General features: G+C 34.0%; 17 protein-coding genes. 4 read left to right on the top strand and 13 right to left on the bottom strand.

Annotated elements, in window-relative coordinates; genetic code table 11:
- From ACW9W3_RS06370 to ACW9W3_RS06335, 8 genes are all read right to left on the bottom strand, one after another.
- Complete coding sequence (locus ACW9W3_RS06370) at positions 1–1428, bottom strand: hypothetical protein (RefSeq protein WP_457765315.1); 1428 nt, start codon at positions 1426–1428, stop codon at positions 1–3.
- A 186-nt stretch (positions 1429–1614) separates the two neighbouring features.
- Positions 1615–2496, bottom strand: a complete 882-nt coding sequence (locus ACW9W3_RS06365) for a nucleotidyltransferase domain-containing protein (RefSeq protein ID WP_457765314.1) — start codon at positions 2494–2496, stop codon at positions 1615–1617.
- Between the two features lie 56 nt (positions 2497–2552).
- Entirely contained in the window at positions 2553–4454 is a 1902-nt protein-coding gene (locus ACW9W3_RS06360; RefSeq protein WP_457765313.1) for a thermonuclease family protein, read from the bottom strand.
- Positions 4455–4493: 39 nt separating this feature from the next.
- Positions 4494–5498, bottom strand: a complete 1005-nt coding sequence (locus ACW9W3_RS06355; RefSeq protein ID WP_457765312.1) for a hypothetical protein — start codon at positions 5496–5498, stop codon at positions 4494–4496.
- Positions 5499–5553: 55 nt separating this feature from the next.
- Positions 5554–6228 (bottom strand): hypothetical protein, encoded by a 675-nt coding sequence (locus ACW9W3_RS06350; protein ID WP_457765311.1) that lies wholly within the window; start codon positions 6226–6228, stop codon positions 5554–5556.
- Between the two features lie 99 nt (positions 6229–6327).
- Entirely contained in the window at positions 6328–7626 is a 1299-nt protein-coding gene (locus ACW9W3_RS06345; protein ID WP_457765310.1) for a hypothetical protein, read from the bottom strand.
- Positions 7627–7695: 69 nt separating this feature from the next.
- Positions 7696–8760: a hypothetical protein gene (locus ACW9W3_RS06340; protein WP_457765309.1), complete on the bottom strand. Its 1065-nt coding sequence runs from the start codon at positions 8758–8760 to the stop codon at positions 7696–7698.
- A gap of 158 nt (positions 8761–8918) precedes the next feature.
- Positions 8919–9917 carry a tyrosine-type recombinase/integrase gene (locus ACW9W3_RS06335; protein ID WP_457765308.1) on the bottom strand — a complete coding sequence of 333 codons (999 nt, stop codon included), beginning with the start codon at positions 9915–9917 and terminating at the stop codon, positions 8919–8921.
- A gap of 159 nt (positions 9918–10076) precedes the next feature.
- Between ACW9W3_RS06335 and ACW9W3_RS06330 the strand changes: the two genes are divergently transcribed.
- Positions 10077–11240 carry a citrate synthase gene (locus ACW9W3_RS06330; protein ID WP_457765307.1) on the top strand — a complete coding sequence of 388 codons (1164 nt, stop codon included), beginning with the start codon at positions 10077–10079 and terminating at the stop codon, positions 11238–11240.
- A gap of 3 nt (positions 11241–11243) precedes the next feature.
- On the opposite strand, the gene ACW9W3_RS06325 is transcribed toward ACW9W3_RS06330, so the two are convergent.
- The 4 genes from ACW9W3_RS06325 to ACW9W3_RS06310 all read right to left on the bottom strand — a co-directional run bounded on the left by ACW9W3_RS06325 (position 11244) and on the right by ACW9W3_RS06310 (position 12696).
- Positions 11244–11513: a hypothetical protein gene (locus tag ACW9W3_RS06325; RefSeq protein WP_457765306.1), complete on the bottom strand. Its 270-nt coding sequence runs from the start codon at positions 11511–11513 to the stop codon at positions 11244–11246.
- Positions 11514–11612: 99 nt separating this feature from the next.
- Entirely contained in the window at positions 11613–12185 is a 573-nt protein-coding gene (locus ACW9W3_RS06320) for a sensor histidine kinase (RefSeq protein ID WP_457765305.1), read from the bottom strand.
- Positions 12186–12292: 107 nt separating this feature from the next.
- Complete coding sequence (locus tag ACW9W3_RS06315) at positions 12293–12445, bottom strand: hypothetical protein (RefSeq protein WP_457765304.1); 153 nt, start codon at positions 12443–12445, stop codon at positions 12293–12295.
- Positions 12418–12696, bottom strand: coding sequence for a hypothetical protein (locus ACW9W3_RS06310; protein ID WP_457765303.1), 279 nt, complete (start codon positions 12694–12696; stop codon positions 12418–12420). The genes ACW9W3_RS06315 and ACW9W3_RS06310 overlap by 28 nt, the downstream gene beginning before the upstream one ends.
- A 625-nt stretch (positions 12697–13321) precedes the next feature.
- Here ACW9W3_RS06310 and ACW9W3_RS06305 point away from each other — a divergent pair.
- The 3 genes from ACW9W3_RS06305 (at position 13322) to ACW9W3_RS06295 (ending at position 15278) form a co-directional block, all read left to right on the top strand.
- The gene (locus ACW9W3_RS06305) at positions 13322–13774 is read left to right on the top strand and encodes a hypothetical protein (RefSeq protein WP_457765302.1); all 453 of its coding nucleotides are present in this window, start codon (positions 13322–13324) and stop codon (positions 13772–13774) included.
- Between the two features lie 44 nt (positions 13775–13818).
- Entirely contained in the window at positions 13819–14643 is an 825-nt protein-coding gene (locus tag ACW9W3_RS06300; protein ID WP_457765301.1) for a signal peptidase I, read from the top strand.
- Positions 14644–14765: 122 nt separating this feature from the next.
- Positions 14766–15278, top strand: coding sequence for a hypothetical protein (locus ACW9W3_RS06295; RefSeq protein WP_457765300.1), 513 nt, complete (start codon positions 14766–14768; stop codon positions 15276–15278).
- Positions 15279–15355: 77 nt separating this feature from the next.
- Here ACW9W3_RS06295 and ACW9W3_RS06290 read toward each other — a convergent pair whose 3' ends face one another.
- Positions 15356–15772, bottom strand: coding sequence for a hypothetical protein (locus ACW9W3_RS06290; RefSeq protein WP_457765299.1), 417 nt, complete (start codon positions 15770–15772; stop codon positions 15356–15358).
- Positions 15773–15780: the final 8 nt, after the last annotated feature.

Below are 15780 nucleotides of genomic sequence, written 5' to 3'. Positions count from 1 at the left end.
TCATTTCTTTATCAATTTCCTAATTACCGAGGACCGATACAATAAAACACCTGCGACAGACACTATACTGATGGATATTAATCTCGGGATAAACTGAAAGTTAAAAATCCACCTTATACCGTATTCGGGTTGAGATAGAATCATTGAAAAAGGCTCTAATGAAGAAACCAGATTCGGAATTCCAAAAAACAACAAGACACAAGCTAGGATCAAAACCACATATGGTCTACTGGGAATATTTTTTCTTTTTAGTATGAAATATGGAACAAGAAACGATGCCATAACACCTACAAACAAACCCACAACAGGCAAAATAGTTCTAGAAATCAACCCATCAACATAATCTACAGTATAGGAAGGAGACAATTTAGAGTCCAGATTTAGAGATCCGCCTTCAACATAATTGTAATTTACAGATTGGCAAATTCCATTTTCTAGTTCATGCCCTTTTTGGCATTCAGGGTCAACATAACCACCGCCATGATCAGGCATTGTTTGAATGGTTGATGAAATTTTATTCGGGCACAAGTCAGGAATTATAAGATACGCCTCTTCTCCATTACACATTGCTGAGAGTTGGTCACGATTAACCTCTATTTCGCCCGTATTTTTATTAATTAATTTAGAATTGTAAACATAAAAACAACTATCAAATTCTTTTCCATTTAATACAGATATTTCTGCCGTTAGATTATCTCCATCAAATGTAATCACACCAGTCTGCGGATTCGTATCCAAAGTGGACTGTATGGAAACAGCATAGTTTGGCGTGTCTTCTCTAACTTTTGATACAACGTAGTTATTTTTTAGAAATTCTTCTGATTGTTTTAAATCAGTTTCAAAATCACAAGTAAACTTGTATTCGTTTCCTAAACTTTTCATCTTTATTAGCGCAGAGTTTCCTCGATTGATGTCAGTATATCTACTCCACAAATTTTCCAATCTAATTTTATCATCTCCAGTAACTAGATCATTTAAGGAATGGATGCCAATACCTGACGTTATATTCAAGGGGTATGCATCTAGGAATTGAAGTATTTGTGGAAATGCAATGTATTGGCCTACACATAATTCGCGCAAATAACTATCTCCATCCTTGTCTGCAAAAATAACATATTCTGCACCTTGCACGTAAAAGTCATCCCATGAGAGATTTGCCTTTATGGTGAATCGGTCTTGATGTTCTCCCTTGTAGACAGTTATTGTATCAAATACAAGTGTGCTCAAAGGAGTACCAAATGAATGATCGACATCAGCTCTATCAATAATTTTTTCAATTAAAATTCCATGCAATAACAAATCATGTCTTTGAAATGATTCAACAAAAGGCGGAATTCCACAAGACAGCGCATCAACATTATTTTGAATGGACGCAGACGAATTTACAACAAAAATAATTATCAGTATTGTAAAAAATCTAGTTCTCATTTTCTATTCACGAGTTAAACTTTGGACAATTACATATTTGGCAGTTACTATGTTTAGGATTAAAGTCAGGTGGAAAAGGCAAAAGAATTCCTAAATCACTAGGTTCAGAAATATTTTTTTGTTTCAGTGCAACATGTTCGCTTTCATAATGACCACATCGGTATTTTTTATCATAGGATCTAGTGTTCATCGTCTCAACATCTTTTTTAGGGCAACAGCATACAAACCATAAACAAATTTTGTACTTTTTATCATGTATCTGAAAACAGATCCTTTATTCATTTTTACATTGTCTTTGGTTTTTTTGTATTCCAAGGACAACAACAGATGTTCTGAATCAATTTCAGATTTGTCAAAAATCGAACAAATATCCATTATCTCCTGTTTTGTGGTAGACAGAGGTTTTCCTAATGCAAAAAGCACGTCATCGCATGCCCAGAAATTAGCCTTCACAGCATGAGAAAACGCAGATGGTGAATGAAATGGAAATATCACAAAGCTCATCATCAAAAGAAGCATTGCGTTAAATGATGCCTTTATCTTCTCAAGTGTAGGAACAGTTTTTGGAATCTCCTTTCTGATGTCTTTTCCATACAAAATAACTCCAGTATTTTTGATTCGCTGCAAGAACAAGCCCAGTGATGCTATGGTTCGAGTTCCAAGTTCTACTTTGAGATTTTTTCTTATCTTAAATCCTTTCAAATCAAGTTGATCTTCTGCTACCACATAAAATGGCTGTCCAAACATCATTTTATTTTCAGTTTTGAATATCAAGTCCAGTACAAAATTGTCTGTCTTTTTGTATGATGTGCATGTCTCAGATAACATTAGATCATGCTTTGCATCAAGTTCAAGCAAAAGTTTGTTCAGGTATTCTGCTATTGAGCTGCAAAGTTTTTTGTTTTTAATAATGACAATGCAATCAATGTCGGATTTTCCACGTATCCATTCCCCAGTTGTTGCAGAGCCAAATAACACAAAGGATACCAATTCATCAGGAAATTCTGCAACAAGTTCTGCCACCAGTTCTTTCATGAATTGTTTTAGCTTTTGATTATGGACAGGCATAAGAAATCAAAAAGCAATTACTTGTACATGTTCATAAACTATAGCAGAAAAAATTCTCAACATCCAAATTCCCGTGCCCATGATTCGTCTGAGAATTCACTTGTTGGACAGTATTGTGTAAGTATCTCTGCATGTCCAGCATAGAGTAATTCAGCATTGAGTATTTTATCATGACATGTTACTTTTCCAAGCAGTCTGTCATATGCGTCATATGGCTGCTTGTCGTCTTGATCAACTGTCACGGTACTTGTAACAGGACACATATCTGCAGTAAACGTGCTTGCATCATGAAATCCTATCTGATGTCTTTCAGGGGTGTTTGTGAGAGACAGTCTAACTTCATAGCCGCCGCTAAGATATATTGTATCACCATCAACAATTCGCAGAATTTTTTCTGTTAGGCAAAGTTTGTTACCGCTACACACAGTTTCAGCATCAGGATATGGTGGAATTATTTGTTCATCAGATACTGTAAAATCAATCTGAATGGGAGGTGACAAAGCAGTTGGGTTGTCTACGCTTTCCCAGACAAACATTGTTGCCATATAGTCACCTGCTTTTTGTGGAATCCAAGACGCAGAAGGGCTAAAAGAGGATTCAGGATTCAAAGTCCCATCAATCCACGCCAAATATACGGCAGTATCAGTGTCGTCTTGGATCATTACAAGATATGCGAATTTTTGTTCTCTGTCATCTCCGTTTGCAACATCAGATTTTATCTGCACTTGTTGTCCTACTGCAGGAGAGTCAATTAAATTTCCAAACATATCTAAAATTCTCGGAGATGATGCAGGAGCCCTTTCAAGCGGAGGTCCAGTGGATCCCAACAACGTGGTTGTAGCCATGAAAATTCCTTCAGACTCAAAAGATTGCACAGGATCATACAGCGCAGTCATAGTGTCTCCATGTCTTCCATACAGAATGTTTGGAGCAGAACGCTTGTCGCTAAATGCAAATGTTCGCTCAAAGACTCCGGAATCTTTGTTTGTTTCATAAAGATCAATTGTTATTCCTTCTAGGGAACTGTCAGAAAAAATTGTGGTTTTTACAGTATCAATGCTATTTGCAAACTTGTTTTGTTCAGGATCAGTTACAATGATTTTGGCAGAGCTTGTACCGTTTTTTGTGTTGTAACTTGCATGGCTCCATTCTATCTTTTTGCCATCTAGGGATTCAAGTGGATATGGTGGCAATTCCAATAATACTGCCAAGTCATCATCAATGTCATAGGGTTTTGGAAGTGTATAGTCATCGTATTGCACATAAACCGTATCATTAGGAAGTGCAAACAAACGATTTCCCTTAGAATCATGTTGTGATGTAATTGAAAAACCAGCTAGAAAGATTCCAGGATTATCAGGCAGTTCTTTTGCATCAATTACTAGCCCTGCTTTATCAGAATCAGAAAATACGTGTATGAAAACCCTGTCTCTGAACTCAGGATTAAGATTCATATCAGCATCATGTATTTTGACGTAGACATACTCTCTAGATTCAGTAAACAATCTATCAAAATCAATAGTGCCGATATTCCAGTTTATTTTTGCAGTTTTTCTAATCTCATCCCCGTTTGCAAATTTTATAGAAAGCGTAAAGTCATCATCCCTGCCACTCTCAAGAAAACCGTTGTTAGGACCACTGCCAGTTGTCCTAGGATTAGTGTCTGATTCCCCATCCCCTGTGACATCATGAGAAAAACCAGTAAGGATTACCTCCCCAGTAAACAGTCCGTTCCCTGCCTTTGCCAGCTTGTAGTTTTTCAGTTCGTGGTTTGATGTGTATATCTTTACTTGAGTACCTTCAGAATCCACCCCATGTTCTGTAACTCTGATGTTAATTTTATCAGTCCAAGTGTATGTATCTTTATCAAAATAGATAGATGCATGTGCATCAGATACAAAAAGGCTTGATGAGATTAAAATCCCAAGTACTGTGAGTGTTAAGAATCTAGGTTTCATTTTCTATTCACCATTACAAAAAAGATGGAGAGAAGTGTTTTATTCATCTCCACCCAAATTTTCTTGAAATCGTATCTCATAAGGAATGGTCAATTCAGCAAAATAGTTTTCAAATAATTTTTCATAATAGTCTTGATTCTTTTCTACAGTAAGTTTTGCAATATCCATTCCAAATAGGATTGATTTTTTGTCCTCACCATATGTCATGCCAAGATATGGTGAATCAGCATTCTTTGGAATGGACGTGTAGATTTGTTTGGCAATCTCATATTGTGTTTGAAAATCAGAAATTAGTGGAGGTTCAGGAAGTACAATTGGAGCGCCACGGGTGACAGCAACAAGAAGGGGCGCATCCCATCCTCTCTCTTTTAGTTTTTCTCGAGTCTCTGGAGTTACACATTTTGGAGTCCCATCATATTTTTTGATTAGAAGCAAAGTTTCTTTGCATTTTATTTCATAAAGGGGGATTCCTGACTTGAATTGTTTTAACGGAGGAGGATAAAAAACATCAATCTGTTCAAACCTATCAGGGTTTTGTGTTAATAGCTCCAATGCGCACGGATCATATGTGATTTTTGATATTCTGCCATCTGTGTTTCTTTCCAGTACCGATAATCCAGTAACAACTGAATTAATCACGTCAACTGCGTTGTAGGATTTTGAAGATGTGTAATCAACATACTTTGCATATATCGTACTGCCATCCACTATACGAAGTCGTTTGCCTGGACTGGAGTCTGTCGTAGTAAAAAATACGTTGGCATCAAATATGCCCGTATCCTTTCCGGTTTCAGTTAAAACATACACCACATTTCTGTAGTCATTATCAGACCACATCATCACGGTAATCTCCTCGACAAGTTCAGAATCACGGTTCATGTCAGGATCAGTTACTCGAAGAACAGCATCAGAGCCGACCATGAAACACTTGCTTATCCATTCAACAGATCCTTCATGAAATTGTTTTTGTTCTTCGGCATGTGCCGGAGTTGCCAAGCCAAGTATGACGCATGACATTACAAGAAAAATCACAAAATACTTCATAATATATGAAATCTCAGCACGTCATTGATTAATTCTTCTGATGTTTTGTATCTGTTTATCCATCAAGATTCCAATCCACACCCATACTAAGATCTAATGGCAGTGTTTGTTGTATGAGTTTAGGTATTTTGCATGGAAGGAGTTCATCAGGCATCGTTACATGCCTCCCCCAGAATTCCACATATGTCGTACCCTCTAATGTAAACGTGTCAACATACTCTGTGATGTGAGCAGTGTTTGAATCACCTCCAAGACAATGTGAAACAAAGGTATCACCGGGAAACAATGATGCAGAAAACTCAAAATTATCAGTATCAGTCTGTGGAAAATGATTTGTAAAATCTATTCTGATTTCTTTTGTGTCTTTATTGATCAGAACAACATTACCAATATCAAAAAGTTTGTTTTTTTCTTTGGTAGCTTTTCCTTGCGGAAAATATGCAAATTCTCCATCAGGAGGAAAGGTGTTTTTTATCTGTACGATTTCATTTTCCCACAGTATCTTCCTATCTGGTCTACAGTAATACTCATCAACATCAGTTTCAATGCAGACCATGTCTCGTTTTTCTTGTGCTATCTTACAGTCATAATTGCAAGGATCCAACTGAATTGGTTGTATTTCTCGTAATGAATTCCAGTAGGGTATTTCATCAGGACTGCTTGTAATCAATACCAAAGACACAGACACTAGAACACCCACAGATGCAATTATTTTGTATTCAAAATTCATTTGTTAGTTCGAAGTCACATGTAATACTCATAAATTCTTCTAATCTTTGAGGGGCGAATCTACCAAGACTTCAAGTTTAAAACACTGAAAAATATTCGTCTAATTTGATTTTCTAAGATCTCTTCCCTTCCACTCATCAAGATCCTGGTCCTCATCAATTTTGTAATTCTCAATATCCAAAACAATTGCCATCATAGTAGAGCCTTTGGGTACGTTGAAAATATAATCTGTAAAATATTGCGGATATGGTGCATTTGGAGACTTTACAAATGACTGTTTCTTAAATTCAGGATCATCTTCACCTACAGAAATTACAACATTTGTAATGTCTCCACTATTCCAATCATTTGGCCCATAATGCATATAGTAATTTGCTCCGTTTTGAGGTACTCTGAATTTTGCAAAGGTATCTTGTTCTGTGGGCTCAAAATACAGCAAGGTGCCACTTTCCTCAGGCCTATAATCAATAAAATCTACTTTAATTGATGTAGCATACTCTAGATTCAGATTAGGAATCGATTCAGTCTTCATGTAATTTCTCTCCAATATCTTTTCAGTTGATGAGGATTTCAAGTAGACCGGTTCATTGCGTATATTTTTCCAAGTTTGCAATGAATCAGCAGAATTTGGTTTTTCCTTAAACTTAGAATCATACAAAGATGCATTTTCTCTAATAGCACAAATGGATGACATTTTACTATCCAAGGAAAAACCCAACTGACCTGTTTCATGTAATGTTCCTACAAAGTATTTTGAGCCAGCCATTTTTCCTTCAAACATTCCACAAAACCGCAAAAGGTTTTGTTTATCAGAATCTAAATTGAATTTTCCAATTTTGAACTTGTAGTGATTTAGATTTTCATTTCCTCTCAATTCATGCTTGAGATGCGATGCCACAAGTAGTTCTTCGTCGTCAGTAAAGTATGATTTGTCTTTTAGAAAATACTCAGCCACCTTAATTTCCAAAGGATAAAAACAATCAAGGTAAGTTTCCTCAGATGTTCTTTCTTGAGGAATTTCCTCATAAAAATTAGCATATTGAATATGTGTACTGTTTATTGCAGCCTCTAGCCAGTAGACTTTTTCTTTGCTGTCAATTACATAGCCACAATTGTAACTATTTGGCAGGTATCCGAGGATTCTCGGACCACGATTTAATACAACATCTTCGCTGTTGATTGTTATTCCTGATTCAGAGAATTTTTTCTCAAATATGTCTGGCATTATTTTGGCTATGATAAAGTCATAGTCGATTCGATTCTCAAAGGTGAATCCCACATTGGAATTGTCAGTATAAGGAACCAATTGAGTTTCATTTGTATTGTTTTCATGGGATTGTCCATACGCCGTGGTAAAAATCACAAGGGACAAAATGGTACAAATTGCTATGTATCTCAACGGTTAAAATTTAAGAAACTTTGTTCATAAATTCTTCTAATCTTTTTGAGGGGGAAATATACAAGATCATCATATCACTTTAAGATCAAACCGCACTGAGTTTCCAACTGTTCGTGGCTTCTCAACAGAGGGCATATCAAATGTAGTCTTTGTTTCAATTTGATATCCATACGTTCCAACAGTCATATTTTCTGGTATTGTGATTGTCAGCGTTATCTCTTTTTTTGCAGTAATCTCTGTTTCTGAGAGATTCATTATAATTCCCCTTCCAGGACAGTAACTGTCAGTACTAATATTGTTACAGTCACCAGCAGATCCAAAGTAACTATCAACAGAAACGGTCGCAATTGTTATTGGTATTTTGGGCTCCAACAGAATGCCAATTTCTTTAGTTTCTCCACGCTTTATGGTAAATATTGGAAGTTTGTCATTGCCCGTTATTGTAATGGACATAGGATCAGGTGGAGACGGTAGAGAAACCATTTGACGAATTTTGTCGGTATTGATGTTTGTCCATCCTCTCTCAGTTAGTTTTTGTTTTGTTGATTCAGTTACACAAGCAGGAGAGTAATCATACTTTTGAACCAACATTAGACTATGTTTACAGTATATTTCATCAAACGGAACACCAGAGTCAAATTGCTTTAACGGACTAAATGTCCACGTAACTGGATAGACTGTACGATCAAGTGAAAATGAAGAAACGTTCTGCCTAGATGTAAATTCTTTTTCAATGCTTCCATCATCAATTTGCACTTTGAGAAGATATTTTGCAGATTCAGACATGATGATTTTGTTGTCAGGATCATACCCAAGTTTGATTTGTGATGTAATCAAATTTTGATCAGTGACAACTACACAAAAAGATGCTTCGTTTTGCTCCCATACAGTTTCATATTTTTCATTAGTTATTGTTGCAACGTAAGAATTGCATTGGTCATATGCAGTTTTTTCTAAAACAAATGTGATTGGTTCTCCCACCTTATTTTGATATGAAAAATCAATGAATCGATAATTTGGTTCGCCTAACTTTATGTTGGCATCATCACATGGTAATGAAACACAACTTGCAAAAGCAGAAGGAATAAAAAATGTAAAACTGGCAATAGTTAGTAGAATTACAAAATACTTCATAATATATGAAATCTGTAACCAGTCATTGAAAAGTGCTTCTGATGTTTTGTATCTAATTCATGAACATTTTTTATAAAATATTTGCACGTCAAAGACTTGAACCTATCAAAGAATTCTCTTCAGGGATATGGCATTCAGATTGCATTACAAAGTTAATATTATTTTTTATTTTCTTGTCTTGCAATCCAAGTCATGATTTTTGCATTGTCTTCTTTGACTTTTTCAAGATCAGAGAGTTCAGTTTGTGTCTTTTCTAGTTCTGCCTTTGTTATTACAGAGTCATCAATGAGAAGTTTTTCTTCGATCTTTAGATATAATTCAAGTTTCTCATCATCTGTAAGTCTGTCATATTGTGGTAGATACACACCTTTTGCGTGACCTGCAAGAAAATGAGCCAAGTCATTATCAAATCTAGATACTTTGGTGATAAAATAAGCACGAAAGCTGTGGCTGGTAATTTTTCCATGTCCGTTCTCTTGTTTTTCATACAATCCAATTTTGTTTAGCAGTCGCTTTAGTTGTTGCATTTCATTTACTTCTGCATACTTTGGATTCTCATGTGTTCCAAAAATCATATCTTCATCAGAGAGTTTTCTTAGATGCCTTTTGAGAAGTGGTGTCACTTCCTTGCTGAAAAATGTGGTTCGTTTTCGATTATACTTTGCAATAGAAGCAGGAATGGTTACCTGTATTCGTGATTTGTCAAGATCCAAATGTTTTTTCTTTATCTGGCATATCTCACCTATTCGCATCCCACTTGAGATCATGCAGAGATACATGATCTTCTTTTTGAATGGAGCTGCTGCAATGATTGATTGAGATTCTTCAAGGGACATTGGATAGTGAGACTCTTCAATTTTTAGAGGAAAGTCTAGATTTTCTGAAACGTCTTCTTTTGTTAGTTTAATTCCGCGATGGTAGAGATATTTTTTCAATAGAGAAAACCAGTACTTGATGGTTTGCGGCATGTTGTCTCTTTCAGAATTCCAATTAATCCAGGATTGTAAAGTATCCCACAATGTATCTTCTTCAACTAGCTTAAGGTCAGGTACGATGTCTTTTTGTTGAAATTTTTCCTCAGAAAATATCTCCCAATTATTCAAAACAGTATTGTAGGATAATTGTGTGCCTTTGGCCTTTCGTGAGATCTTATCCATGAATGTAGCCCTAGATCTCTCTTTTCTAGTTAACATTGAAAGAAATTTGCAATAATATGTTAAAAAGTAAACTATTCGGTTTGCATTTTAGACTAATTGCTAAACATCATAGACACAATTTTGGAGAAAATATAATAGAAGAATTCTGTTAGGCTCAGTATGGAAACCAAAAATATTGGCTTACGAGGAATTGAAGTTGCAGATACCAGAATATCCAATATTGATGGAGAAAAAGGCAAGCTGATTTATCGAGGATTTGATATTTTAGATCTTACAGAAAATTCTACATTTGAGGAAACAGCATATTTACTACTTTATGATGATTTACCAACCAAGACTCAACTGGATGAATTTAATGCAAAATTAGTTGATGCAAGATACATTCCTAAACAGATGCAGAAAAATATGGGGAACTGGAGAAAAGATGCAGATCCTATGGACATGTTGCAAGCATTTGTAGCTGCACTTGCTGGATATTATGATGAAGAATTTGCAAATAAAGAAGCAAGTTATGAAAAGGCAATAAACCTGATTGCCAAAGTTCCCACAATTGTTGCCAGTTGGCATAGAATAAGAAACGGGTTAGAGCCAGTGGAGCCAGATTCAGCACTAGGCCATGCTGCAAATTTTTTGTACATGATGTTTGGGGGAAAACCAGACAAAGAAGTTGAAAAAATATTTGACGTATGTCTTATTCTTCATGCAGACCATACTTTCAATGCATCAACATTTACTGCTAGACAGGTTGCATCAACTAGAGCACATATGTATTCAGCATCTAGTGCGGCCATTGGTGCATTAAGTGGAGAATTACACGGAGGGGCCAATACAGAAGTCATGAAGATGTTGCTAGAAATTGGCGAAATAGGAAAAGTAGAATGCTGGATTAAAGAAAAAATGAAAAACAATGAAAGAATAATGGGTATGGGACATGCAGTTTACAAAACATATGATCCCAGAGCACAGGTGCTAAAAGAACTATCAAGAAAACTTGCAGTAAAAACTAAAGAACCATGGTTTGATATAACAGAAAAAGTAGAAACTACAACTATTTCTGAAATGAAATCTCAAAAAAACAGAGACATCTATCCTAATGTAGACTTGTATAGCGCATCATTATATTATATGTTAAAAATTCCAATGGATCTCAACACACCAATCTTTGCAATTTCAAGAGTTGTAGGATGGGCTGCTCATATTATTGAGGAAAAGTTTGCAGAAGCAGCTCCAAAACCTGCATTGTACAGACCAAAGGCAACATATGTTGGAAAATATTGTGGTCCTGAAGGCTGTGAATATAAAACACTAGACTTGAGAAAATAATTTTTAATTTCTTGTACTAAGCCACTCTTTTGCTTTAGAGTTTACATCATGCTTGTATAATACTTCAAAGACCATATCATAAAATGTAATGCCTTTTTTTTGAGCCTGATCATCTAGCCATTTTATTCCATCAGCTAATTCAGGATCATATTCTGAAAATTCTACTAGTTCATCAACCATTTTTGAAAAGAAGGCATGAGATTCAAGCATATGTACACCTTTGAATCTTTGATCATAAGTGAGGGATTCAAAAATTATAGACAAAAGAGTCACTTTATTTTTAAATGCATGTAATATTTTTTATAAAATAATTTTAATTTCAAAAAGAAGTTGAATTTGAGATATTGTATAAAAATCAGAAGTTAGCCAATATTATTTTGGAAAACTAATAGTAAATGTAGCAGGATTATTTTTGAAATTTATTACTCCACCATGTTGTTCTACAATATTTTTTACACTTGATAATCCCAATCCTGTTCCATCCATTTTAGAAGATACAAGAGGAACAAAAATTTGTTCGCCAAGTTCTTCAGGAATTCCTTTTCCTGAATCTTGAATAATAATATTAATTGAATCGGGCAACTCATTAATTTCAATTATTATCTGCCCCATTTCTTTACCTATTGCTTGAATTGAATTTAACAACACATTACCTATAGCTACCTCCATTTTTATTGGATCACAATTGAATCGGATGTCAGTTTTTGGGGTTAGAATAGTAATGTTCGAATTTTTTCGTAGTAAAGATACAGAATTCTGAATTAAATTTCTTAGAGATACTTCTTTTTTATTTAATGGGTATTTTTGAACGAAATTTAAAACTTTTTCAACTTGATTATTCATTCTATAGATAGATTCCTCCATTAATTCCAATTTTTTGATTATTGAGTCATCAATTACCTCTCCCTTTTTATGTTTCATTACTCCTACAGAACCTTTAATCACAGTTAACGGAGTACGTAATTCGTGAGCTAGCTTCCCAGATAATTGTCCAATTGCAGCAAATCTTTCAGAATCGATTAATTGTTTTGTCTTATCATCAAGATCTTTTTCTAATTGGTTTTTTTCTTTACTAATTCTAATTCAGCAGATGCAATTTTGGATAAATTTTTGTGTAGTTTTTCATTAAGTTCTTTAGAAATTTTTTTTTCTGTTGATAGTTGATTGTAAATGTTATCTAGTCTTTTTTTATCATATTCAGCCATTGCAGATAAGGATTCATCAAATATTTTTTTGCTTCTGTGCTAAGATGTTCTTCCTCAGGATTTGTTTGCATTCCATATTTATCTACAGAAGAATTTAATGAATTGTGTAGTTTTTTATCATTTAAGTTCGTGTATTCTGCAGACTGTATTTTACCACCTTGGTTTTTTTCAAAGAAAACAGTTCTGTGTGGAGCATTTAATTCATCAATGTGATCTTGATCAAAATTCTTCCTAACGATATATTTACGCATAAATTATTTAGAAATTTTATTCCTATATCCATATGATTGTTAATTATGAACGAACAAAAGAGATTTTCACATATGAAAATTATACCAGTTATCTTTCTTCTTTTTACACCAACATTCTGCAGAGCATTGATTTAATTCAAGATCTTCAGATAATGCGGAATTCATCTGAATAGTATCCAATATAATCAGATAACAACTAATGTTTTATCAAATAGAACACACATGAAAATACATACTAAATTAGTACACATATAGTGACTGTCGCCAATACACACTCCGTGGTTGGTCTTAAGTTGAGAAAAGAATTGGACTCAGATCAAAGTCATTGAGAGATGTTGATAACGAGTCTAATTCTTTACAGAATTTATAAAAATAGGTAATCAGAAAAATTATCACATATGTTTTAAATAAGAAAAAAGTAAAAAGATAAATTAAAAAATTATGTTCTAAGTTTGTTATATTTTTAAAAAATATGAATTGGTTTTGGGTAAATTATTTGAAAAAAATTTTAAAAACGGATTATTGTTGGCTAGTTGTTCCAGTAATTATTCGTAATTGAACAAGAATGTAGCTCGTTTATTATGAAAAAACTAGTTGATAATAATCATATCTGAATTGAACTATTATGAACAGTTTACCCATTATTGCACTAGTTGGAATCGCTATTTTAGTTACATCAACAGTGGGATTCGGAGCTACCTTAACAAGTACTCCTACCATTAACTTAATTGGTGCAAGTGATAATAATTCTGTACCTACATCAAGAGGTAACATTACAGCATTGGTATGGACTGAAGAAGTTTCAAATGGCGGAACAATTGAAACGGATGAAATTACATTTGCAGTTGGAAATGAAGATACTGATGAAGCACATGATTTCCAAGTATGCGCAGTAATCGAAGGTCCTGCAGCAACATTTACTCCAGCAGCAGGTTCGGCTCCATCATGTACAACTACCGGGGCAGTTGCAGCATATGCAAATTCTACTGGTCATACAATAGCATTTTCACCAGCTGTAAATGTGACAGATATTGTGGATATTAGTTTCACCATAGAAGAATTAGACCAAGAACCATAAAATTGATCTATTTTTTTATTTTCTAAATTTTTGGGAGAAACACTTTGAGTCATAGAAAAATCAAAGTAATTCTTTTGCTATTATTTTTACCATTTTTGATATATTTTTGGCCAGTTCAACTTTATGGAGACACAACCTACATCATGTTGGTAGGAAATAGCATGTATCCAGTTATCGAAAGTGGTACATTTGTTGTATTAAAACAAGAACAGCAGTATTTTCTAGGAGATATTATTGGATTTGTTAATGAAGATAACAAAAATGTTATTCATAGAATTGTAGAGCAAACAGATCAAGGGTTTATCACAAAAGGAGATAATAATAGAACTAACGACCCAGGAGTAATTTCAATTAACGAAGTAATAGGAAGATCAGTATTTGTAATCCCATATGTAGGATATACTTCATTATTTTTACAAACTCCAATAGGAATTGCAGTTTTTGGAATATGGGCGTTGATCATGTTTACCAAAAAGAAAGATAAAACAAGTAAGAAACGTCAAACTGAGAATTTTATAATTTATAAAATCGGATTTATTTCAGTAATAATGAATTATGTATTGACTCAAACTGTATTGGGATTTGATATTAGATTAGCCAAAACAATGAATATACCATTTTCAAATTTTCTTGAGCCATCAATTGCCAATTCAGTATCATTTGGTTTGTTAGTGATGGCGCTTATTATGCTCTTCTTATTTTCAAGAAAAATTCAAAATGATAAAAGTGATGACATTAAACCTTTGAAATTAATTTTTGCATTAGGAGGAATAATGTTACTCGTACTTCAAGTAATTAGTGCAATCAACACGATTCCGATGTTAATGAATATTATTAATCAAAATCAATTGATTCCATCCATTTTTTAGATAAATTTAGGATAATTTTTCAAACGTAATAATTTACATTAAATTCCATAATGGAAGTCTCTTACCAGATTATTTTCCATTCTCGATATTATACACTATTTTATAATTAATTGAGAGTAAAAATGGCTAATTATTTCATAGAAAAAAATCTTAATCATATGATTAGGCATAAAAAATTGAGAAGTATAGATTTTCAAAAATATATCATGTATGGTGTTCTTGCGATCATTCTAATCATTGCGACAATTTCAATGGCTATTGCAGATGAGTCAATTATTACTCAGTCATTTTTAAATTCAGAAATTGGAGACACCGAACCATTTACCCCACGTGGCCATATTGAAGATTTCTCATGGACAAAAAGGGTCTCATCAGATGGAGTTATTGAAATTAGCGGTATTGGGTTTTCAGTTGTAAATGATGATGATTTAGCACATTCATTTGAAATTTGCACCATAGTTCAAGGACCATTAGAGATATTCACACCATCTTTGGATAGTTCACTTGCATGTACTAGTACAGATGAAATAGAAAATAATGGAAAAATAACAAATCAATACATTGGTTTTCCTAACGGAGTTAAAGTCAGTGATCTTGTAGACATATCAATAACAATTCAAGAATTCAACAAATGAATTATTAGAGATATAAAAAAAGTGTTTTCTGAAAATCAATATTTTTTTTATTTTAAATTTTTGCAGATGATATCATTCTAAGTAATTTCTTGTATTGAAATATCAGCATAATCCACAGCAGTTTTACTCAGTGGATTTGTAAAAGTAACCACAGCAGAACCTGTACCGCCAGAAGATATTGAAGAAGTGGTTGCACAGTCAGGTGCAGTACCAGCAGTATCACTAATTGAAGCTCCAGCTTTTGTGATAACACAAATATCATATGAGTGAGAAACACTGTCAGTATTTCTAACAGTGATTGTGGAAGAATCAATATCAGTACCACTTGTAGAATGCACCATATTTGTAATATCTACATCATATACACGAGCTGAAATATTATCATCACTTCCAATGAGATTAAATGTACTTGAGCTGTTTAGATTTGCTCCCAATCCTACTGAAGATACAGCAATAATTAATATCCCTAAAAATAAGATAATATTTAGACTCAATTATATCA

The organism is Candidatus Nitrosopumilus sp. bin_68KS (assembly GCF_054095825.1).
Note: the sequence above shows the minus strand (reverse complement) of the source record. Positions and strands in the feature narration are given on the sequence as shown.